Source organism: Streptomyces sp. NPDC001889, assembly GCF_053594535.1.
Genome location: NZ_JBSFER010000009.1, coordinates 168,001 through 187,023, shown reverse-complemented (window position 1 = coordinate 187,023; position 19,023 = coordinate 168,001). Strand labels below are relative to the sequence as shown.

The 19,023-nt window shown below is 72.6% G+C and carries 18 protein-coding genes and 1 pseudogene; 15 read left to right on the top strand and 4 right to left on the bottom strand.

Annotated elements, in window-relative coordinates; all coding sequences use genetic code 11:
• Positions 1-335: 335 nt before the first annotated feature.
• The 5 genes from ACWCRA_RS12460 to ACWCRA_RS12440 all read left to right on the top strand — a co-directional run bounded on the left by ACWCRA_RS12460 (position 336) and on the right by ACWCRA_RS12440 (position 4,093).
• Positions 336-779: a DUF6278 family protein gene (locus ACWCRA_RS12460; protein WP_351555635.1), complete on the top strand. Its 444-nt coding sequence runs from the start codon at positions 336-338 to the stop codon at positions 777-779.
• 108 nt (positions 780-887) lie between these two features.
• Complete coding sequence (locus ACWCRA_RS12455) at positions 888-1,634, top strand: amino acid ABC transporter ATP-binding protein (RefSeq protein WP_351555632.1); 747 nt, start codon at positions 888-890, stop codon at positions 1,632-1,634.
• A 13-nt stretch (positions 1,635-1,647) separates the two neighbouring features.
• Positions 1,648-2,559 carry a glutamate ABC transporter substrate-binding protein gene (locus ACWCRA_RS12450; RefSeq protein WP_451067400.1) on the top strand — a complete coding sequence of 304 codons (912 nt, stop codon included), beginning with the start codon at positions 1,648-1,650 and terminating at the stop codon, positions 2,557-2,559.
• 17 nt (positions 2,560-2,576) lie between these two features.
• On the top strand, positions 2,577-3,221 hold the full coding sequence (locus ACWCRA_RS12445; RefSeq protein ID WP_351555626.1) for an amino acid ABC transporter permease: 645 nt from the start codon (positions 2,577-2,579) through the stop codon (positions 3,219-3,221).
• Positions 3,218-4,093, top strand: a complete 876-nt coding sequence (locus ACWCRA_RS12440; protein WP_351555623.1) for an amino acid ABC transporter permease — start codon at positions 3,218-3,220, stop codon at positions 4,091-4,093. Before ACWCRA_RS12445 ends, ACWCRA_RS12440 begins: the two co-directional genes overlap by 4 nt.
• Positions 4,094-4,161: 68 nt before the next feature.
• Here ACWCRA_RS12440 and ACWCRA_RS12435 read toward each other — a convergent pair.
• Together ACWCRA_RS12435 and ACWCRA_RS12430 are read right to left on the bottom strand one after the other, a co-directional pair.
• Positions 4,162-4,457, bottom strand: a pseudogene (locus ACWCRA_RS12435) (acyl esterase); the annotation flags it as partial.
• 40 nt (positions 4,458-4,497) lie between these two features.
• Positions 4,498-5,247 carry a hypothetical protein gene (locus tag ACWCRA_RS12430; RefSeq protein ID WP_351555621.1) on the bottom strand — a complete coding sequence of 250 codons (750 nt, stop codon included), beginning with the start codon at positions 5,245-5,247 and terminating at the stop codon, positions 4,498-4,500.
• Between the two features lie 107 nt (positions 5,248-5,354).
• Here ACWCRA_RS12430 and ggt point away from each other — a divergent pair, with 107 nt between their 5' ends.
• Positions 5,355-7,169: a gamma-glutamyltransferase gene (ggt, locus tag ACWCRA_RS12425; protein WP_351555618.1), complete on the top strand. Its 1,815-nt coding sequence runs from the start codon at positions 5,355-5,357 to the stop codon at positions 7,167-7,169.
• 174 nt (positions 7,170-7,343) lie between these two features.
• Positions 7,344-8,057, top strand: a complete 714-nt coding sequence (locus ACWCRA_RS12420; protein ID WP_351555615.1) for a glycoside hydrolase family 75 protein — start codon at positions 7,344-7,346, stop codon at positions 8,055-8,057.
• A gap of 194 nt (positions 8,058-8,251) precedes the next feature.
• Here the strand turns inward: ACWCRA_RS12420 and map are convergent, their stop codons facing one another.
• Positions 8,252-9,019, bottom strand: coding sequence for a type I methionyl aminopeptidase (map, locus tag ACWCRA_RS12415; protein WP_351555612.1), 768 nt, complete (start codon positions 9,017-9,019; stop codon positions 8,252-8,254).
• A gap of 32 nt (positions 9,020-9,051) precedes the next feature.
• Here map and ACWCRA_RS12410 point away from each other — a divergent pair, with 32 nt between their 5' ends.
• From ACWCRA_RS12410 to ACWCRA_RS12375, 8 genes are all read left to right on the top strand, one after another.
• Positions 9,052-9,306: a helix-turn-helix domain-containing protein gene (locus ACWCRA_RS12410; protein ID WP_351555609.1), complete on the top strand. Its 255-nt coding sequence runs from the start codon at positions 9,052-9,054 to the stop codon at positions 9,304-9,306.
• 89 nt (positions 9,307-9,395) lie between these two features.
• Positions 9,396-9,803 carry a PPOX class F420-dependent oxidoreductase gene (locus ACWCRA_RS12405; protein WP_351555606.1) on the top strand — a complete coding sequence of 136 codons (408 nt, stop codon included), beginning with the start codon at positions 9,396-9,398 and terminating at the stop codon, positions 9,801-9,803.
• 46 nt (positions 9,804-9,849) lie between these two features.
• On the top strand, positions 9,850-11,622 hold the full coding sequence (locus ACWCRA_RS12400) for a hypothetical protein (protein ID WP_451067399.1): 1,773 nt from the start codon (positions 9,850-9,852) through the stop codon (positions 11,620-11,622).
• A gap of 169 nt (positions 11,623-11,791) precedes the next feature.
• Positions 11,792-12,634 (top strand): nitrilase-related carbon-nitrogen hydrolase, encoded by an 843-nt coding sequence (locus ACWCRA_RS12395; RefSeq protein ID WP_451067398.1) that lies wholly within the window; start codon positions 11,792-11,794, stop codon positions 12,632-12,634.
• Positions 12,631-13,908 carry an aspartate aminotransferase family protein gene (locus ACWCRA_RS12390; RefSeq protein WP_351555597.1) on the top strand — a complete coding sequence of 426 codons (1,278 nt, stop codon included), beginning with the start codon at positions 12,631-12,633 and terminating at the stop codon, positions 13,906-13,908. The genes ACWCRA_RS12395 and ACWCRA_RS12390 overlap by 4 nt, the downstream gene beginning before the upstream one ends.
• 30 nt (positions 13,909-13,938) lie before the next feature.
• The gene (gene hydA, locus ACWCRA_RS12385; protein WP_351555594.1) at positions 13,939-15,345 is read left to right on the top strand and encodes a dihydropyrimidinase; all 1,407 of its coding nucleotides are present in this window, start codon (positions 13,939-13,941) and stop codon (positions 15,343-15,345) included.
• 25 nt (positions 15,346-15,370) lie between these two features.
• Positions 15,371-16,369, top strand: coding sequence for a TIGR03842 family LLM class F420-dependent oxidoreductase (locus ACWCRA_RS12380; protein ID WP_351555687.1), 999 nt, complete (start codon positions 15,371-15,373; stop codon positions 16,367-16,369).
• Between the two features lie 254 nt (positions 16,370-16,623).
• Entirely contained in the window at positions 16,624-17,760 is a 1,137-nt protein-coding gene (locus ACWCRA_RS12375) for a PQQ-dependent sugar dehydrogenase (RefSeq protein WP_351555591.1), read from the top strand.
• 124 nt (positions 17,761-17,884) lie between these two features.
• Here ACWCRA_RS12375 and ACWCRA_RS12370 read toward each other — a convergent pair whose 3' ends face one another.
• Positions 17,885-18,943 carry a lipoate--protein ligase family protein gene (locus ACWCRA_RS12370; protein ID WP_351555588.1) on the bottom strand — a complete coding sequence of 353 codons (1,059 nt, stop codon included), beginning with the start codon at positions 18,941-18,943 and terminating at the stop codon, positions 17,885-17,887.
• Between the last annotated feature and the right edge of the window lie 80 nt (positions 18,944-19,023).

Genomic DNA, 19,023 nt, shown 5'->3' with positions numbered 1-19,023 from the left:
CAGCCGGTCCGCCGCTTGAGGACGGCCCCCGCGCCCCGGGTGCCCGGGCAATCTCAGCCGGTCCGCCGCTTGAGGACGGCCCCCGCGCCCCGGGTGCCCGGGCAATCTCAGCCGGTCCGCCGCTTGAGGACGGCCCCCGCGCCCCGGGTGCCCGGGCAATCTCAGCCCGTCCGGCGTTTGAGGACGGACCCTGGAGCACAGGACCCCGCACGGCGCGGGCCACGGTCAGGGCCGGCCCCCGAACCCTCGCTGCTCAGGCGTCGGAGGGGGCAGATCCGGTCGGGGGATGCGCGCCCTGTGGTGCGGGCGGGGGGCGGGATGCGAGGCTGAGTGGTATGAACATCCCTTTCCTGGACAACTGGCGCAGGAAGCACGGCGACACCCCCGGGAGAGACGGAGACACCCCGGGCGACCCCGAGCGCGCGGCGGCCATCGCCGAGCTGTTCTCCGAGTGCGAGCTGCTGCGCGTCCGCGCCGACGACCTCGGGCTCGCCCTGGACGACACCCCCGCCTCCCTCTCCGCCCTGGACCAGCTCCCACCGCGCTGGCGCGAGGACCCCGAGGAGTTGCCCTGGCTGGGCAACGACGCCGGCCTCTACCTCGGCACGGTGATCGTCCGCACCGTCCCCGGGGCGGCCTGGCACATCTGGCCCGGCGGCCGGCCCGTGGTGCGGCTCGCCTCCGGCCGGGAGATCGGCGTGGTGGAAGCCGGTCTGGAGTGGGCCGTCAACGGCGCCCCCCAGCTCTCCCAGGTCTACGCGGAGGCCGCCGAGGCCTGACCGATAAATACGGCTTATGCCCCATTTATGCGTGTCGCCTGTGAAGTCCCTTATCGGGCTGGATAGTTTGCGCTGACCTCGACAAGCGATGAGTGGGTAGGGCAGCGTATGGCCGTCGTCGATCCGTTGATCGAGCTGCGGGACGTCAATAAGTTCTACGGACAACTGCACGTCCTCCAGGACATCAATCTCACCGTCGGGCGCGGGGAGGTGGTGGTGGTCATCGGGCCGTCCGGCTCGGGCAAGTCGACCCTCTGCCGGACGATGAACCGGCTGGAGCCCATCGAGTCGGGCACGATCACCATCGACGGACAGCCCCTGCCCGAGGAGGGCAAAGGACTCGCCGCCCTCCGGGCCGATGTGGGAATGGTCTTCCAGTCCTTCAATCTCTTCGCCCACAAGACGGTGCTGGCCAATGTCTCCCTCGCCCAGATCAAGGTGCGGGGCCGCGCCAGGGACGAGGCGAACCGGCGCTCCCGGGAGCTCCTGGAGCGAGTGGGACTCGTGTCGCAGGCCGACAAGTACCCCGCCCAGCTCTCCGGCGGCCAGCAGCAGCGCGTGGCCATCGCCCGCGCGCTCGCCATGGACCCCAAGGTCATGCTCTTCGACGAACCGACCTCGGCCCTCGACCCCGAGATGATCAATGAGGTCCTGGAGGTGATGCAGCAGCTCGCCCGGGACGGCATGACCATGGTCGTCGTCACCCACGAGATGGGCTTCGCCCGCTCCGCCGCCAACCGGGTGGTCTTCATGGCCGACGGCCGCTGTATCGAGGACCGCGCCCCGGAGGACTTCTTCACCCACCCGGAGAGCGACCGCGCCAAGGACTTCCTCTCCAAGATCCTCAAGCACTGACGGGGGGCGACTGATGGCTCGGACACGACGCGTCCTCGCGGCGCTCACACTCCTCCTCGCGGCCGGCGCCGCCGCCTGCGGCAAGGAGGGCAGCCCGCCCGTCAAGGGCCCGCAGCCCGAGAAGCTGCCGCACTACCAGGTGGACACGGCCTTCCGGCTGGACTCCTCCCCGACCTGGCGCCGGGCCGAGAAGCGCGGCCACTTCACCGTCGGTGCCAAGGAGGACCAGCCCTATCTGGGCGAGAAGGACCCCTCCAGCGGGCTCTACTCCGGCTTCGACATCGAGATCGCCCGGATGATCTCCGCCGCCCTGGGCCTGGACCCCGACCGGATCGTCTTCCGCACCATCGCCTCCGCCAACCGCGAGACCGCCCTCCAGAACGGTCAGATCGACTACTACGTCGGCACCTACACCATCAACGACAACCGGAAGAAACTCGTCGGCTTCGCGGGCCCCTACTATCTCGCCGGTCAGTCCCTGCTGGTCCGCGCCAACGAGACCGACATCAAGGGCCCGCGGGACCTCGCGGGCAAACGGATCTGCTCCGCCGCCGGCTCCACCCCGTACCAGCGCATCCAGCAGGAGTACCCGCGGGCCGTCCTGGTCGCCTACGACACCTACTCCATCTGCGTCGACAATCTCCTGACCTATCAGGTCGACGCCGTCACCACCGACGACGCCATCCTCATCGGCTACGCCGCCAAGGCCCCCGACGAGCTCAAGGTCGTCGGCAGACCCTTCTCCGAGGAGCCGTACGGCATCGGGGTCCCCCGCCACGACAACGCCCTGCGCTTCGCCATCGACGACGCCCTGGAGGCCAACGAGAGAAACGGCAACTGGAAGAAGGCGTACGACGCCACCCTCGGCCTCTCCGGGGTCCCGGCCCCGAAGCCGCCCCCGATCGACCGCTACCCGGCGAGCTGAGGAGCCGAAGGACGGACATGGACGTACTGACCGACAACTTCTCCCTGTACGGCGAGGGCTTCCTCGGCACCGTCGAGCTGACGGTCTACTCCTCGCTGCTCGCCCTGGTGCTCGGCTTCCTCATGGCCTCCTTCCGGGTCGCGCCCATCGGCTCGCTCCGGGTGTTCGGCACCGTCTGGGTGACCGTGCTCCGCAACACCCCCCTGACCCTGCTCTTCTTCGCCGTGGTGCTCGGGCTGCCGCGCTTCGGCGTCGTGCTGCCGTTCACCCTCTTCGCGGTGATCGCGCTCGGCTGCTACACCTCGGCCTTCATCTGCGAGGCGCTGCGCTCCGGCATCAACACCGTCCCCAGGGGCCAGGGCGAGGCGGCCCGCAGCCTCGGGATGACCTTCGGCCAGACCCTGGGCTCCGTGGTGCTGCCCCAGGCGTTCCGCACCGTCATCCCGCCGGTCGGCTCCACGATCATCGCCCTCGCCAAGAACTCCGCCATCGCCGGGGCGTTCAGCGTCACCGAGCTGCTCGGCACCTACAAGACCCTCAGCGAGCTGGGCTACAACATCATCTGGACCTTCGTCTGGATCGCCGTCGGCTATCTGATCATCACCCTCACCATCAGTGCGCTGTTCAACGTGCTGGAGAAGCGCTATGGAGTCGCCCGATGACCGATTCCACCGCCCTCTACGACATCCCGGGACCCCGGGCCCGCCGGCGGCACCGGCTCTACGGAATCATCGCCGCCACCGCCATCGCGGCGCTCATCGGCTGGGTTCTCCATCTGCTCTTCGACACCGGCCAGTTCACCGCCGAGAAGTGGAACCCCTTCACCTACAAGGGAATCCAGGAGCTGCTGCTGCGCGGCCTCGGCAACACCCTCAAGGCCTTCGCCCTCGCCGCCGTGTTCTCCGTCGTCCTCGGCTCCGTCCTCGCCTGCGGCCGGCTCTCGGACCACCGGCCGGTGCGCTGGGTGGCGACCGTGCTGGTGGAGTTCTTCCGCGCCATGCCCGTACTGGTGATGATCTTCTTCATCTTCGTGGCGCTGAAGGTGCAGCCCCTGCCCGCGCTGGTGGCCGGCCTCACCCTCTACAACGGCTCGGTCCTCGCCGAGGTCCTCCGGGCGGGCGTCAACTCCGTCGACCGGGGCCAGCGGGAGGCCGCGTACGCCCTGGGGATGCGCAAGACCCAGGTCATGACCCATGTCCTGGTGCCCCAGGCGGTCCGCGCCATGCTCCCCGCCATCATCAGCCAGCTGGTGGTGGCGCTGAAGGACACCTCGCTCGGCTATCTGATCACCTATGAGGAATTCCTCCACGCGGGGAAGCTCATCGCATCGAACCTCGACTACGATCTGCCCTTCATCCCCGTGGTGATGGTGATCTCGCCGATCTACATCGGGATGTGCATGCTGCTCTCCTGGTTCGCCAACTGGATCGCCAGACGCCAGCGCCGCAACCCCAAGACCGAGGCCGCGGAGATCGCACCGGCCGAACCAGGGACGCTGCTGCCCCAGGGCCCCACCGCGACCAGGAGGACGTAGGAGCCGGGCAGCAGTTCATGGGGCACAGCCCGGTGTCCCCCCGGCGGGGATACGGCGGCAGCCGGTGATCACTTCTGGCGCGGCGGGACCGACAGACACGAGCGGTCGGCCGCGGGCCAGCGGAAGGTCAGCTGCGCGCCGGCCGGATTGTGCCCGATGCAGAGCGGGTCGACAGTGTCCACGACCACGGCCGGACGGTGGCCGGCCGGGACCTCGGAGACGGTGGAGAACAGCTCCGGGCCGACGGCGAACGGTGTGCCGGACTCCGGCCGTGGACGGTGTGCGGGGCACTGCTGACCAGCTTGCCGAGGCCGAGCGGGCCCACGTCGTGGAGATGGGCGACGCGGGTGCCGCTCTCCTTGGTGCCCGGTCCCCGGCCCCGGGACGAGGCGGCCGGAGGGCTGTCAGGACGGGCCGCCGGCCCGGTGCGAGGGAGGCGCCGCGTCCAGCGGGGTGCGGGCCGCCCGGGTGACATCGGCGACCAGCTCCACCACATCGGGGCCGTACGCCTGCGAATTGACCACCTTGAGCAGCAGACAGAAGGAGTCCGAGCGGTACTTCCGCGCCAGCTTCTCGTGGTTCCGGGCCAGATAGCGGGTCGCGGCCTGGTTGGTGATGGCGCGCTGCCCGCAGAAGAGAAAGACCGGGCGTGCCTCCGGCCCGGTCTGCAGCCGTGCCAGGAACACATACTCCGCGACGCCGCCCTCGATGCGGTAGCGCTCCTGGCCTATCCGGAACGCCCCCTGGTCCGGCCCCGGCTCCGGATCGGTGTTCACCCGCACCCCCGGCAGCAGACTGTGCAGATGAGCCGCCATCCGCCGATTGGAGAACGGCCCCCCGACACAGAACTCCGTACGCTCCCCGAAGCCCTGGCGCGCCAGATCGTGCCAGACGATGGCCGCGTGCCCGCCGCAGTCCTTGATCAGCGCGGACAGCTCCAGCAGCGCGAACACATCGAACCGGTGCACCGAGCCGTCCCGGCCCGCCTCGCGGTTGACGACCAGCAGTGACTCCGCGCCCTCCGGGAGGCCGAAGAAGGCCTGTTTGCGGCGGAGCCCGCGGCGCCAGAGATAAGTGCGGGCCGTCCAGCCCAGCGTGGCGCTGATGCCCGCGGCGACCACACCCAGCACGATATTGCGCACATCGTCGTTCATGGGCGCGCATGTTATCGGTGTCGTCACACCGGTGTTCGGAGCAGTCCCTGACGCGGTCCGCCCACGGGCGTTACAGTGCGCGGACATCCGCTGACCCGGAGGTATGGATGAGTCACCCCGCCCTGCGGAAGCCGGCCGTCCTGGCCGTCGCCGTGGCCCTGCTCTCCTCGCTCGGCGCGACAGCGCCCTCAACCGCGTCCGCTTCCCCTGCCACGGGAGGGCCGCCGCCGAAGTCCCCGGTCGCCGTCGGTCACGGCGGAGCCGTCTCCAGCGTCGACGCCGACGCCTCCGCCGCCGGGATCGAGGTGCTGCGCGACGGCGGGAACGCCGTGGACGCGGCCGTGGCGACCGCCGCCGCGCTCGGGGTCACCGAGCCGTACTCCGCGGGCATCGGCGGCGGCGGCTACCTCGTCCACTACGACGCCGCCAGCCGCAAGGTCCACACCATCGACGGCCGCGAGACCGCGCCGCGCTCCGCCGACTCCTCCCTCTTCCTGGAGAACGGCAAGCCGATCCCCTTCGCGGAGGGCCAGACCAGCGGCCTCTCCGTGGGCACCCCCGCCGCCGCCGCCACCTGGGACGCGGCTCTGGACGCCTGGGGCAGCCGGTCGCTGGGCCGGCTGCTGAGGCCCGCCGAGCGGCTGGCGAAGGACGGATTCACCGTCGATGCCACCTTCCGCTCCCAGACCGAGGCCAACCGGGCCCGGTTCGCCGACTTCCCCGCCACCGCCGAACTCTTCCTGCCCGGCGGCGAGCTGCCCGTCGTCGGCTCCGTCTTCAAGAACCCCGACCTCGCCCGGACCTACCGCGCGATCGCCCGCGAGGGCACCCGGGTCATGTACCGGGGCGACATCGCCCGTGACATCGTCCGCACCGTCCGCACCCCGCCCGTCGCCCAGGGCGCCACCCGCAAGGTGCGGCCCGGCGATCTCACCGCCCGGGACCTGCGGTCGTACGAGACGATCCGCCGCGCGCCCGCCAAGGTCTCCTACCGGGGCCTGGACGTCTACGGCATGGCCCCCTCCTCGTCGGGTGCCACCACCGTCGGCGAGGCGCTCAACATCCTGGAGCGCACCGATCTCTCCCGGGCCGGCGAGGCCGGGTATCTGCACCGCTTCATCGAGGCGAGCCGGATCGCCTTCGCCGACCGGGGCCGCTGGGTCGGCGACCCGGCCTTCGAGTCCGTCCCCACGAAGGAACTGCTCTCGCAGCGGTTCGCCGACGCGCGCGGCTGCCTCATCAAGGACGACGCGGTCCTCACCAGTCCGCTCGCCCCGGGCGACCCCCGCTCCCCGGTGGCCTGCGGCAGTACGGGACCGGCCGTGACCACTCCGCGCGAGGTCGAGAGCACCACTCATCTCACCGTCGCCGACAAGTGGGGCAATGTCGTCGCCTACACCCTGACGATCGAGTCGACCGGCGGCAGCGGCATCACCGTCCCGGGCCGGGGGTTCCTGCTCAACAACGAGCTGACGGACTTCTCGTTCGCCCCGGCCGACCCGGCGGTCCACGACCCCAACCTGCCGGGCCCGGGCAAACGCCCGCGCTCGTCCATGGCGCCGACGATCGTCCTCGACGACGGCCGTCCCGTGCTCGCGGTGGGCTCCCCGGGCGGTGCCACGATCATCACCACCGTCCTCCAGTCCCTGACCGGGCGGCTGGACCGGGGGCTGCCCCTGGTGGACGCGATCGCCGCGCCCCGCGCCAGCCAGCGCAACCAGACGACGACGGAGCTGGAGCCGGGGCTGTGGAACAGTCCCGTCCGGGCCGAGCTGGAGCGGATCGGCCACGCCTTCCGGCAGAACCCGGAGATCGGCGCGGCCACCGGCATCGAGCGGCTGAGCGACGGGCGGTGGCTCGCGGCGGCGGAGAAGGTCCGCCGGGGCGGGGGTTCGGCGATGGTGGTCCACCCCAGCCGCTGACCCCGGGGCCGGGGTTACTCCGTCCAGCCCTGAGCGGGCGGCGGCCCGTCCGGGACCAACTCCCGGACGGGCCGCCGCGCTTGGGGCGGGCGGCGCGGCGGCGGACGGACGCGGGGTGATCGGCCGGCCCCGGGAGCGGGTAGGGACGCATTTCCGTACAGAAAGGCGATTCCCATGCGCTCTCGCACTCTTGCGCTCTCCACCGCCCTCGGTATCGCCCTGCTCCCGGCCGCGGTGCCGTCCGCCGCCGCGAGCGGAGTGCAGCGGGTCCTGGTGCCGGGGTCGTACGGCGGCGCGGAAGCCACGGCCGCCGGGGCGGCCGAACTGCTCGCCCGGGTGAGGACGTGCGAGCGGATCTCCAACGGCCTCTACCGCACGGACGCCGGCACCCCGGCGACCGTCCCCGTCTGCGGTCTCCGCGGCGCGGTCTTCTGGAAGGCCGACATGGACATCGACTGCGACGGCCAGTCCACCCCCCGCTGCAACGCCGCCACCGACCCGTACTTCCTCCCGCAGACCACCTTCCGCCAGTCCGACGGCCGGCCCCTGAACGCGGAGGAACTGCCGTTCGTCGTCGTGCCCGGAGCGGGAGCCCTCTGGAGGCACTCCGCGTCCGGCATCACCGGCGGGTCCGTGGTCGCGGTCATCCACGGCGACCGGGTGCGGTACGGAGTCGTCGGCGACACCGGGCCCGTGACGACCATCGGCGAGGCGTCCTGGGCCATGGCCGAGTCGCTCGGCATCGACCCGGACCCCGGGACGGGCGGGGTCCGCTCCGGGGTCACGTACATCCTCTTCAAGGACTCCCGGGTGCGGCCGATCGAGAGCCACGACGCGGCGGTCGGCCTCGGGAAGTCGCTGGCGAGGAAGTTCCTGCGGGAGAACTAGGGGGTTTCTCTCGGATCGGGCCGGATCGGGCCGGATCGGTGAGCGGGGTCCGGTGCCGTGGATCGCGGGGCGGGGGAGGGAGCCCACGCGGAGCGCCGGCGACCGGCGACAGCGCGGCGGGGCGCGGTGCCGGGGCTCGCGAGCCCGGCGCGATCCGCAAGAGACGACCCGAGGCCGGTGCGGGGCGCGGTGGGTCACGGCGCGGTCAGGACGCGGGGGCCGCTGTCCGTGATCGCCACCGTGTGCTCGGCGTGGGAGGCGCGGCTGCCGTCGAGCGTCCGCATGGTCCAGCCGTCCCGCGCGGTGTAGTGGCCGTCCCCGCCGCCGCCGATCACCATCGGCTCGATCGCCAGCACCATGCCGTGCCGCAGGGGCATGCCCCGCCCGGCGCGGCCCTCGTTGGGCACGCCCGGGTCCTCGTGCATCTTCCGGCCGATGCCGTGGCCCCCGAAGCCGTCCGGTATGCCGAGGCCCGCCGCGCGGCACACCCGGCCGATCGCGTGGGCGATGTCGCCGATGCGATGGCCCACCACCGCCGCCGCGATCCCGGCGGCGAGTGCCTCCTCGGCGGTCTCGATCAGCCGGGTGTCGGCCGGGCGGGCCCGGCCGACGGTGAAGCTGACGGCGGCGTCGCCCGCCCAGCCGCCGAGGACGGCGCCGCAGTCGATGCTGACCAGGTCGCCGTCGCGCAGCCGGTAGCCGTCGGGGATGCCGTGCACGATCGCGTCGTTGACCGAGACGCAGAGCACCGCGGGGAAGGGGACCGGCGCCCACTCCGGGTGATAGCCGAGGAAGGGGGAGGCCGCGCCGGCCTCCGTCAGCACCGCGCGGGCCGCCCGGTCCAGATCCAGCAGGCCGACGCCGACGCCGGCCGCCGCGCGCGCCGCCGCGAGCGCCCGGGCCACCACCCGGCCCGCCTCGCGCATCGCCTCGATCGATGAGTCTGTTTTGATCTCTACCATGCCAATTATTATACCGGTATTAGAATGGTGCCATGGTACGCACCCCTCTCACCCCCGAAGAGCGCGAACGCGGCGAACGGCTCGGCCGGCTGCTGCGCGCGGCGCGCGGCGACCGCAGCATGGTGGAGATCGCCGCGGCGGCCGGGCTCTCCGCCGAGACCCTGCGCAAGATCGAGACGGGCCGCGCCCCGACCCCCGCGTTCTTCACCGTCGCGGCGCTCGCCGGCGCACTGGAGCTGTCCATGGACGATCTGATGACGCGGTGCGCTCCGGCGCCCGCGAACTGAGGCCTCCGGGTCCCCGGGCGCCCCCCGGTCCGGTGGGGCGAGTGGGCGTTTTCGTGTACCGGGCGGGGCGAACGGCGTAGTCTCGCGGCGTGACAGTCGAGGACTTCGCCACGGCCAAGTACATCAGCCTGACCACCTTCCGGAAGAACGGCACGGGGGTCGCCACCCCCGTCTGGTTCGCCCCGGACGGCGGAAAGCTCTACATCTGGACCAATACCGAGTCCTGGAAGGTCAAACGGCTGCGGAACGACAGCCGGGTGATCGTGACCGTCTGCGATGTGCGGGGCAGGATCGCCCCGGGCGCGGCGAGTGCCGAGGGGACGGCGGAGCTGCTCGACGACACCTCCGCGGTCCGCCGGCTGATGGCGCGCAAGTACCGCTGGCAGTTCCGGCTGGTGGATCTGCCCAGCGCGGTGCTGCGGCGGGGGAAGCGGCCCCACACCGCGATCGCGGTGACGCTCGCCGGCCCCGGTTCCGGCTCCGAGTCCGGCGAGTAGTCGGCACCCAGGCTTTCCCAGGCTTCTCCGGACAGGAGCGGTGGCGATGGCGGTGCAGCACATCCCTCACATACCTTCGGAACAAGAGGCGTTCGCCCGGTATCTGCGCGGGCTCGCGGCGCTGCTCGACCGGGAGAGCGGCTGGTACGCCGTCTTCCGGCAGCGCGACCCCGAGGGGATGCGGGAGTGCCTGGAGGGCGTCGAGGTCCCGCCGTGGGATGTCGTCGCCTCCCTCCTCCAGGATCTCGGCGCCGCGCGCGGGGCCGAGTTCGCGGCGCGTGAGGAGGCGCGGGCGCGGCAGCTGTACGTGGCGTCCGCGGGCGCCCACGACCGCAGGCCGGGCGGGCGCGAGGCGCTCGTGGACCGCGTCGAACTGATGCGCCGCGAGCTGATCAAGGCCCGGGTGCGGGCGGAGGAGCTGGCGCGGCGGCTCTCCCAGGAGCCGCCCGGGGCCGGGGAGGCGGGCCGGCTGGCCCATGAGCTGAAGTGGACCCGGGACGACCAGTCCCGCGCCACGGCGAGACTCGCGGAACTCCGCACCCGCCTGGCGTCCCTCCCCGCCCCGGCGGGCGGGGAGCCCGGGAGCCGCGCCCCCTCCGCCGGCCACCGGAGACCCTCCGCCCCGCCCCACGGCCTCGCCACCCGCCCGGCACCCCCTCCGGGGAGATCCGGGGACGACGCCACCGCCACGGGGCCCGGTGCCGCGCACCCGCCGGCCGGTGGCCCTCTCCCGGACACGGGCCGGGGGCGTCCGCCGGCGGGTGCTCCTTCCGGGCCCCCGTCCCCGCCGGAGGGACCCGGTTCCCCGGCCCGCCCGGTCCCCGGGGACGGAGCCGGTGCCACGGGGGCGGGCGCCCCGCGTCCGTCCGCTGCCGTCGCTGCCGCGTCGCCGTTCCCGTCGCCGTCCCCGCCCGCCGGGCCGGGCTTTCCGGCCCGCCCGCTGTTCCGGGACGAACCCGAGGCCACGGGCGCCCGTACCGTGCGGCCACCCGCCGGGGGCGCGTCCCCCGGCCCCCGTGACCCCTCCTCAGGGGACGAGGAGCGGATACCCGGGCCGCCCCCCGGCGAGCGGACCCACCCGGGCTCCCCGGAGCCGGGGCGCAAGGGGCGGCGGAAGCTGCTGCGGGGGGCGCGGTTCGCCGGAGGGGCGCAGGAGGAGGACGAGCGGGACGCGCCCACCGCCGTACCCCCGCCGCCCGGCCCCGGCCCCGCCTCCGCCGACACCCCCCGAGGCGCCCGCTACGGCGCCCCCGCCGCACCCCCGCCCCGGCAGCCGCCCTCCGGCGACCACCCCGCCGACACCGCCCGGGAGATCGTCCGCACCCTCGCCCGGCTGCGGACCGCCGGGCGCGGCGGAGAGGCGTACACCGTGCTCTGCGAGGCGGCCGTGCTCCCCGCCGGCTGGCTCCCCGTCCTCGCGGCGGAACTCGACCGCGCCGGGCTCGGCGCCGACTGGACCACCCTCCTCTGGGAGGCCGCCTCCCAGCCCCTGCCCCGCGTCACCGCCATCGCCGGCGCGCTCACCGCCGACGGCCGCGAGGAGGACGGCGAGCGCCTCCTCCGCCAGGGCGTCACCCGCCCCGCCGGGGAGATCGCCGAGGCGGCGCTCACCCTCTCCGGCGAGGGCCGCGCCCCCGAGACCCGCGCCCTGCTCGCCGCCTGCGTCCAGGTCCACTCCGCCGCCGAGGCCGCCGGGATCGCGGGCCACGACCCCCAGCGCCTCGTCCCCCCGCTGCTGGACGCCGCCCGCGCCCACTCCCGCTCCCACGAGACCCGGATCGTCCACGCCCTGCGGGTGGCGGGCCACCTCACCACCTGAACCCGGGCGCCCCGGTGCCCCCTGCTCCCCCGCCCGGGTGAAACAAGATCGACTCTGCGGGTTCACGGCGATGGTCTTGCCCCCGTGTGTGACGGGGCTTACGTTCTCCCTCTACGTACCGCGTCTACGTGCGTAGAGGCTCGCTGACGCCCGGCCGAAGGAGCAGCACATGGCCCATGTCGTACGCGCCGCACTCGTCCAGGCGACGTGGACCGGCGACACCGAATCCATGATCGCGAAACATGAGGAGCACGCCCGCGCCGCCGCCGCGCGGGGCGCCCGGGTCATCGGATTCCAAGAGGTCTTCAACGCCCCCTACTTCTGCCAGGTCCAGGACCCCGAGCACTACCGCTGGGCCGAACCCGTGCCCGACGGCCCCACCGTCCAGCGGATGAGCGCGCTCGCCCGGGAGACCGGGATGGTGATCGTCGCCCCGGTCTTCGAGATCGACGGCGCCGGTTTCTACTACAACACCGCCGCCGTGATCGACGCCGACGGCACCGTCCTCGGCAAGTACCGCAAGCACCACATCCCGCAGGTCGAGGGCTTCTGGGAGAAGTTCTACTTCCGCCCCGGAAACGCCGGCTGGCCGGTCTTCGACACCGCCGCCGGCCGCATCGGCGTCTACATCTGCTACGACCGCCACTTCCCCGAGGGATGGCGCCAACTCGGCCTCCAAGGAGCCCAGCTCGTCTACAACCCCTCCGCCACCTCGCGCGGCCTCTCCGCCCACCTCTGGCAGCTGGAGCAGCCCGCCGCCGCCGTCGCCAACGAGTACTTCATCGCCGCGATCAACCGGGTCGGCCGGGAGGAGTACGGCGACAACGACTTCTACGGCACCAGCTACTTCGTGGACCCCCGGGGCCGCTTCGTCGACGGCACCGCGAGCGACCGGGACGAGGAACTCCTCGTCCGCGACCTCGACTTCGGACTCATCGACTCCGTGCGGCAGCAGTGGGCGTTCTACCGGGACCGGCGCCCCGACGCCTACGAGGGGCTGGTGCGGCCATGACCCTCCACGACCGCCACCGGGCCGTCATCCCCGACTGGGTCGCCCTCTACTACCGCGATCCGCTCGAACTCACCCACGGCGAGGGGCGCCATGTGTGGGACGCGGAGGGCAACCGCTATCTCGACTTCTTCGGCGGCATCCTCACCACCATGACCGCCCACGCCCTCCCCGAGGTCACCAAGGCCGTCGCCGAACAGGCCGGGCGGATCATCCACTCGTCCACGCTCTACCTCAACCGCCCGATGGTGGAGCTGGCCGAACGGATCGCGGCCCTCTCCGGCATCCCCGACGCCCGCGTCTTCTTCACCACATCGGGCACCGAGGCCAATGACACCGCCCTGCTGCTCGCCACCGCCCACCGCCGCTCGGGCCAGGTGCTGGCGATGCGCAACAGCTACCACGGCCGCTCCTTCTCCGCCGTCTCCGTCACCGGCAACCGGGCCTGGTCGCCCACCGGTCTCTCCCCGCTCCAGACGCTCTACGTCCACGGCGGGGTCCGCACCCGGGGTCCCTACGCCCTCCTGAGCGACACCGAGTTCACCGCCGCCTGCGTCGCCGACCTGGAGGACCTGCTCGGCCACACCCACGACGTCGCCGCGCTGATCGCCGAACCCGTCCAGGGCGTCGGCGGCTTCACCTCGCCGCCGGACGGCCTGTACGCGGAGTTCCGCCGGGTCCTGGACCGCCACGGCATCCTGTGGATCAGCGACGAGGTGCAGACGGGCTGGGGCCGCACCGGCGACCACTTCTGGGGCTGGCAGGCCCACGCCGGGAACGGCCCGCCGGACATCCTCACCTTCGCCAAGGGCATCGGCAACGGCATGTCCGTCGGCGGGGTCGTCGCCCGCGCCGAGATCATGAACAGCGTCGACGCCAACTCCATCTCCACCTTCGGCGGTTCCCCCGTCACCATGGCCGCGGGCCTCGCCAACCTCACCTATCTGCTGGAACACGACCTCCAGAGCAACGCCCGCCGGGTCGGCGGACTGCTGCTGGAGCGGCTGCGCGCCATCGGCGCCGCCGTGCCCGCCGTACGGGAGGTGCGCGGCCGGGGGCTGATGGCCGGCATCGAACTGGTCCGTCCCGGCACCGACGAGGCCGACCCCGGCGCGGCCGCGGCCGTCCTGGAGGCCGCCCGCGCGGGCGGCCTGCTCATCGGCAAGGGCGGCGGCCACAACACCAGCGTTCTGCGCGTCGCCCCGCCGCTGACCCTGACGGTCGCCGAGGCGGAGGCCGGCGCCTCGATCCTGGAAGAGGCCCTGCGCCATGCGTAGGGCGCACGCATCCGAGGGAGCGCACCAGCCATGAGCAGCACCCGCACCCTGATCCGCGGCGGACTGGTCATCACCGCCGCGGACGAACTCCACGCCGACGTACTGATCGAGAACGGCCGGATCGCCGCGCTCGCCGCACACGGCTCCGGGGCCGCCGCCTCCTGGACCGCCGAGCGCACCCTCGACGCCTCCGGGCGCTATGTCATCCCCGGCGGTGTCGACGCCCACACCCACATGGAGATGCCGTTCGGCGGAACCCGGTCCGCCGACACCTTCGAGACCGGCACCAGGGCCGCCGCCTGGGGCGGCACCACCACCATCGTCGACTTCGCGGTGCAGAGCGTGGGGCACACCCTGCGCGAGGGGCTCGACACCTGGTACGCCAAGGCCGACGGCAACTGCGCCGTCGACTACGGCTTCCACATGATCCTCGCCGATGTCACCGAGCACTCGCTGGCGGAGATGGACCGGCTGGTGGCCGAGGGAGTCACCTCCTTCAAGCTCTTCATGGCCTACCCCGGCGTCTTCTACAGCGACGACGGGCAGATCCTGCGCGCCATGCAGCGCTCCGCGGGCAACGGCGGCCTGATCATGATGCACGCCGAGAACGGCATCGCCATCGACGTCCTGGTGGAGCAGGCGCTCGCCGCGGGCCACACCGACCCCCGCTACCACGGCGAGGTGCGCCGGGTGCTGCTGGAGGCCGAGGCCACCCACCGCGCCATCCAGCTCGCCCGGGTCGCCGGCGCCCCGCTCTATGTCGTCCATGTCTCCGCCGAGGAGGCCCTCGCCGAACTCGCCGCCGCCCGGGACCAGGGGCTGCCCGTCTTCGGCGAGACCTGTCCGCAGTATCTGTTCCTCTCCACCGACAACCTCGCCGAGCGGGACTTCGAGGGCGCCAAGTACGTGTGCAGCACCCCGCTCCGGCCGAGGAAGCACCAGACGGCGCTCTGGCGCGGGCTGCGGACCAATGACCTCCAGGTGGTCTCCACCGACCACTGCCCGTTCTGCTTCAGCGGCCAGAAGGAGCTGGGGCGCGGGGACTTCTCGAAGATCCCCAACGGGCTGCCGGGGGTCGAGCACCGGATGGACCTCCTCCACCAGGCCGTGCTCGACGGCCATCTGACCCGCCGCCGCTGGATCGAGACCGCCTGCGCGACCCCGGCCCGGATGTTCGGCCTCTACCCGAAGAAGGGCACCATCGCGCCGGGCGCCGACGCCGACGTGGTGATCTACGACCCGAACGCCGCGCAGACCCTCTCGGCCGCGACCCACCACATGAACGTCGACTACAGCGCCTACGAGGGAAGACGGATCACCGGCCGGGTGGAGACCGTGCTCTCGCGCGGCGAGACCGTCATCGACCGGGGGACCTGGACCGGCCGGGCGGGACACGGCCAGTACATCCCGCGCGGGACCTGCCAGTACCTCGGCTGACCAGCGAGAGGACCACATGACGCTCATGGACTTCGGACTCGTTCTCCAGACCGACCCGCCCGCGTCCGCCGTCGTCGATCTGATGCGGCGCGCCGAGCGCGCCGGCTTCCGCTACGGCTGGACCTTCGACTCGGCGGTGCTCTGGCAGGAGCCCTTCGTCATCCACAGCCGGATTCTGGAGCACACCGAGCACCTCGTCGTCGGGCCGATGGTGACCAATCCGTCCACCCGTACCTGGGAGGTCACCGCCTCCACCTTCGCCACCCTCAACGACATGTACGGCAACCGCACCGTCTGCGGCATCGGGCGCGGCGACTCCGCGGTGCGGGTCGCCGGGCGGCGGCCGAACACCCTCGCCCGGCTCTCCGACGCGATGCGGGTCATCCGCGATCTCGCCGAGGGGCGCGAGACCCTCCTCGACGGGAAGCCGCTGCGGCTGCCGTGGGTGCGCGACGGACGGCTCCCGGTGTGGATGGCGGCGTACGGGCCCAGGGCGCTGGCCCTCGCGGGCCGGGAGGCCGACGGGCTGATCCTCCAGCTCGCCGATCCGTATCTCACCGAGTCGATGATCACGGCCGTGCGCACCGCCGCGTCCGACGCGGGCCGCGACCCGGCCGCCCTCACCATCTGTGTCGCCGCGCCCGCCTATGTCGGCGACGACCTCGCCCACGCGCGCGACCAGTGCCGCTGGTTCGGCGGGATGGTCGGCAACCACGTCGCCGATCTGGTCGCCCGGTACGGCGAGCACTCCGGCGCGGTGCCCGAGGCCCTCACCTCGTACATCAGCGCCCGTGAGGGATACGACTACAGCCACCACGGCCGCGCCGGGAACCCGTCCGCCGATTTCGTCCCCGACGAGATCGTCGACCGCTTCTGTCTGCTGGGCCCGGCCGGGGCGCACATCGAGAGGCTCCGGCACCTGCGCGGCCTCGGGGTCGACCAGTTCGCCCTGTACGACATGCACGACGCCCGGGAAGCGACCATCGACGCGTACGGCTCCGACATCATTCCGGCGTTCCGCTGACACCGGCCGGCGGCACGGGTGCGCGGCCCGCCGCCGGACCCGTGACCGGGCGGCGGGGCGCGGGTGCCGTACCGGCCATCGCGGGGCGGGGATCGGACAGGGGCCTGCGCCGGGCCGCCCCGCCCCCGTATCCTCATCCGTAGCCAGCGGCACACCCCCCACACCCAGTTGCGTGCTGGCGCGCGGGCACCCCCATGGTCACTCCGCCCGAGCAGCCGGGTGACTCGCCACTCGCCGCCTCCAGGAGGCTCACGGTGAACATTCCCATCAGAAGCTCGGCGATCATCGGCACCCTCTGTCTCGTCGCGTCCCTCGCCCTGGCCAAGGCGTCCGCCGACGAGCCCGCCGCCGCGCGTCAGCCGGCGAAGGTCCAGCTCACCCAGGTGGCCACGGCCAAGAACCCCATCGCCGGTGCCGCCGGCCCAGGCGGCACCGTCTGGATAGCCGAACGCGCGGGCACCGTACGGGTCCTGGACGACCGAGGGCTCGGCGCGCCGGTCCTCGACATATCCCGGGAGACCACGACCGACGGCGAACGCGGGCTGCTGGGCATCGCGTTCGACCGGACGTTCAAGCACTTCTACATCTCGTTCACCGACCTCGAAGGCACCAGCACCATCGACGAGTTCGCCGTGAAGCGCGGCCGGATTCAGCCGGAGACCCGGCGCACCGTCCTCACCCAGACACAGCCGTACGCGAACCACAACGGCGGCGACCTCAGGTTCGGCCCCGACGGCTATCTCTACATCGCCTTCGGGGACGGCGGCGCGGGCGGCGATCCGCACGGCTACGGACAGAGGCTCGACACCCTGCTCGGCAAGATCGTGCGGATCGACCCGGCCGGCGCCAGGCCGTACGCGATCCCGCCGGGCAACCCGTACGCCGACGACCCGGCGGCGAGGGACGAGATCTGGTCCTACGGGCTGCGCAACCCGTGGCGGTTCTCCTTCGACGCGGGCACGGGCGATCTGCTGATCGGCGATGTCGGCCAGAACGACTGGGAGGAGATCGACTGGGCCCCCGCGGACAGCGAGGGCGGCGAGAACTACGGCTGGTCCCGGATGGAGGGCAACCACCCCTTCCGCGGCGGCACCGAGCCCGCCGACCATGTGCGGCCGGTCCACGAGTACGACCGCAACGGACTGGGGTGCGCGGTGACCGGCGGATACGTCTACCGGGGCAGCGAGATCCCCGCCCTCAGGGGGCAGTATCTGTTCAGCGACTACTGCGACGGAACCGTCCGCGCGCTGCGGATGCGGAACGGCGTGGTGACCGGCCAGAGCGACCTCGGAGTCAACGGCGGCGAGGTCATCTCGTTCGTCCAGGACGGCGACCGCGAGCTGTATGTGCTCGCCATCGGCGGCGCCATCTCCCGTATCGATCCCGCGTAGCACCGCTCACCACCGGGAGATCCCGGCCGGACGGACACCGTCCGGCCGGGATCGTCCAGGGCCCGCGCGCGGCGCCCACAGCCGCCGCACCCCCGGCTCCCGCCGGGGCCGGCGGCGAACGGGCCTACGGGACCCGCGCGGTCCACTCCGGCGTACCGAACTTGCTCCGCACCAGCTCCCGCGCCCGGCTCAGCTCCTCGTCGGAGATCCGCCCCTCCGTGAGCCCGTACCGGGCCCGGAAGGAGTCGATCATCCGCTCGATGACCGCCTCGCGCGGCAGCCCGGTCTGCCGCCGCAGCGGGTCCACCCGCTTCTTCGCACTCCGGGTGCCCTTGTCGGAGAGCTTCTCCCGGCCGATCCGGAGCACCTCCAGCATCTTGTCGGCGTCGATGTCGTACGCCATCGTCACGTGATGCAGCACGGCACCCCGGCCGCTGCCCACCACCCGCTTCTGCGCCGCGCCCGCGATCTTCCCGGCGTCCGTGGCGATGTCGTTCAGCGGCTGGTACCAGGCCTTGACGCCCATGTCGCCGAGAGCGCCGAGCACCCAGTCGTCCAGATAGGCGTAGCTGTCGGCGAACGAGAGCCCCGAGACCAGCGCGTCCGGCACGGAGAGCGAGTACGTGATGGTGTTGCCGGGCTCGATGAACATCGCCCCGCCGCCGCTGATCCGGCGGACCACACTGATCCCGTGCCGCTCGGCGGCCTCCGGGTCCACCTCGTTGCCCAGCGACTGGAAGCTGCCGATGACCACGGCGGGCGCGCCCCACTCCCACACCCGCAGGGTCGGCGGGCGCAGCCCCGCGGCGACCTCGGCGGTGATGACCTCGTCCAGCGCCATGTGGAGTTCGGGCGGCTGCGGGGGCTCGTGGACCAGCTGCCAGTCGTAGTCCGTCCAGTCCGTGGCGTGCGCCAGCGCCCGCCGCACGGCCACCCCGACGCCCTCCGAGGTCAGCCCGAACATCTCGGTGCCGGGCGGCAGCGCCGCGTCGATACGGGCCGCGAGCCCGGCGGCGCCGGTGTCCGCCGGAGCGCCCTCCAGCGCGCCGTCGATCGCCTCGATCGCCTCGTCGGGCTCCAGGAAGAAGTCCCCGGCGACCCGCACATTCCGCAGCGCGCCGTCCTCCGTGTCGAGATCGACGACCACGAGCTTGCCGCCCGGGACCTTGTACTCGCCGTGCATCCTTCAGCCTCCGGATCGACCTGCCGCGCACCCGCGCCGGACAGCCAGATCGTACTCCCGGGCGGCGCCGCTCCCCGGGC

What these genes read in the sequence shown, in the direction of transcription:
- ACWCRA_RS12450 (WP_451067400.1), top strand. Translation starts at nt 1,648, where the DNA reads ATGGCTCGGACACGACGCGTCCTCGCGGCGCTCACACTCCTCCTCGCG.
- hydA (WP_351555594.1), top strand. Translation starts at nt 13,939, where the DNA reads ATGAGCAGCACCCGCACCCTGATCCGCGGCGGACTGGTCATCACCGCC.
- ACWCRA_RS12455 (WP_351555632.1), top strand. Translation starts at nt 888, where the DNA reads ATGGCCGTCGTCGATCCGTTGATCGAGCTGCGGGACGTCAATAAGTTC.
- map (WP_351555612.1), bottom strand. Translation starts at nt 9,019, where the DNA reads ATGGTAGAGATCAAAACAGACTCATCGATCGAGGCGATGCGCGAGGCG.
- ACWCRA_RS12380 (WP_351555687.1), top strand. Translation starts at nt 15,371, where the DNA reads ATGGACTTCGGACTCGTTCTCCAGACCGACCCGCCCGCGTCCGCCGTC.
- ACWCRA_RS12440 (WP_351555623.1), top strand. Translation starts at nt 3,218, where the DNA reads ATGACCGATTCCACCGCCCTCTACGACATCCCGGGACCCCGGGCCCGC.
- ACWCRA_RS12460 (WP_351555635.1), top strand. Translation starts at nt 336, where the DNA reads ATGAACATCCCTTTCCTGGACAACTGGCGCAGGAAGCACGGCGACACC.
- ggt (WP_351555618.1), top strand. Translation starts at nt 5,355, where the DNA reads ATGAGTCACCCCGCCCTGCGGAAGCCGGCCGTCCTGGCCGTCGCCGTG.
- ACWCRA_RS12390 (WP_351555597.1), top strand. Translation starts at nt 12,631, where the DNA reads ATGACCCTCCACGACCGCCACCGGGCCGTCATCCCCGACTGGGTCGCC.
- ACWCRA_RS12410 (WP_351555609.1), top strand. Translation starts at nt 9,052, where the DNA reads ATGGTACGCACCCCTCTCACCCCCGAAGAGCGCGAACGCGGCGAACGG.
- ACWCRA_RS12420 (WP_351555615.1), top strand. Translation starts at nt 7,344, where the DNA reads ATGCGCTCTCGCACTCTTGCGCTCTCCACCGCCCTCGGTATCGCCCTG.
- ACWCRA_RS12395 (WP_451067398.1), top strand. Translation starts at nt 11,792, where the DNA reads ATGGCCCATGTCGTACGCGCCGCACTCGTCCAGGCGACGTGGACCGGC.
- ACWCRA_RS12430 (WP_351555621.1), bottom strand. Translation starts at nt 5,247, where the DNA reads ATGAACGACGATGTGCGCAATATCGTGCTGGGTGTGGTCGCCGCGGGC.
- ACWCRA_RS12370 (WP_351555588.1), bottom strand. Translation starts at nt 18,943, where the DNA reads ATGCACGGCGAGTACAAGGTCCCGGGCGGCAAGCTCGTGGTCGTCGAT.
- ACWCRA_RS12445 (WP_351555626.1), top strand. Translation starts at nt 2,577, where the DNA reads ATGGACGTACTGACCGACAACTTCTCCCTGTACGGCGAGGGCTTCCTC.
- ACWCRA_RS12400 (WP_451067399.1), top strand. Translation starts at nt 9,850, where the DNA reads ATGGCGGTGCAGCACATCCCTCACATACCTTCGGAACAAGAGGCGTTC.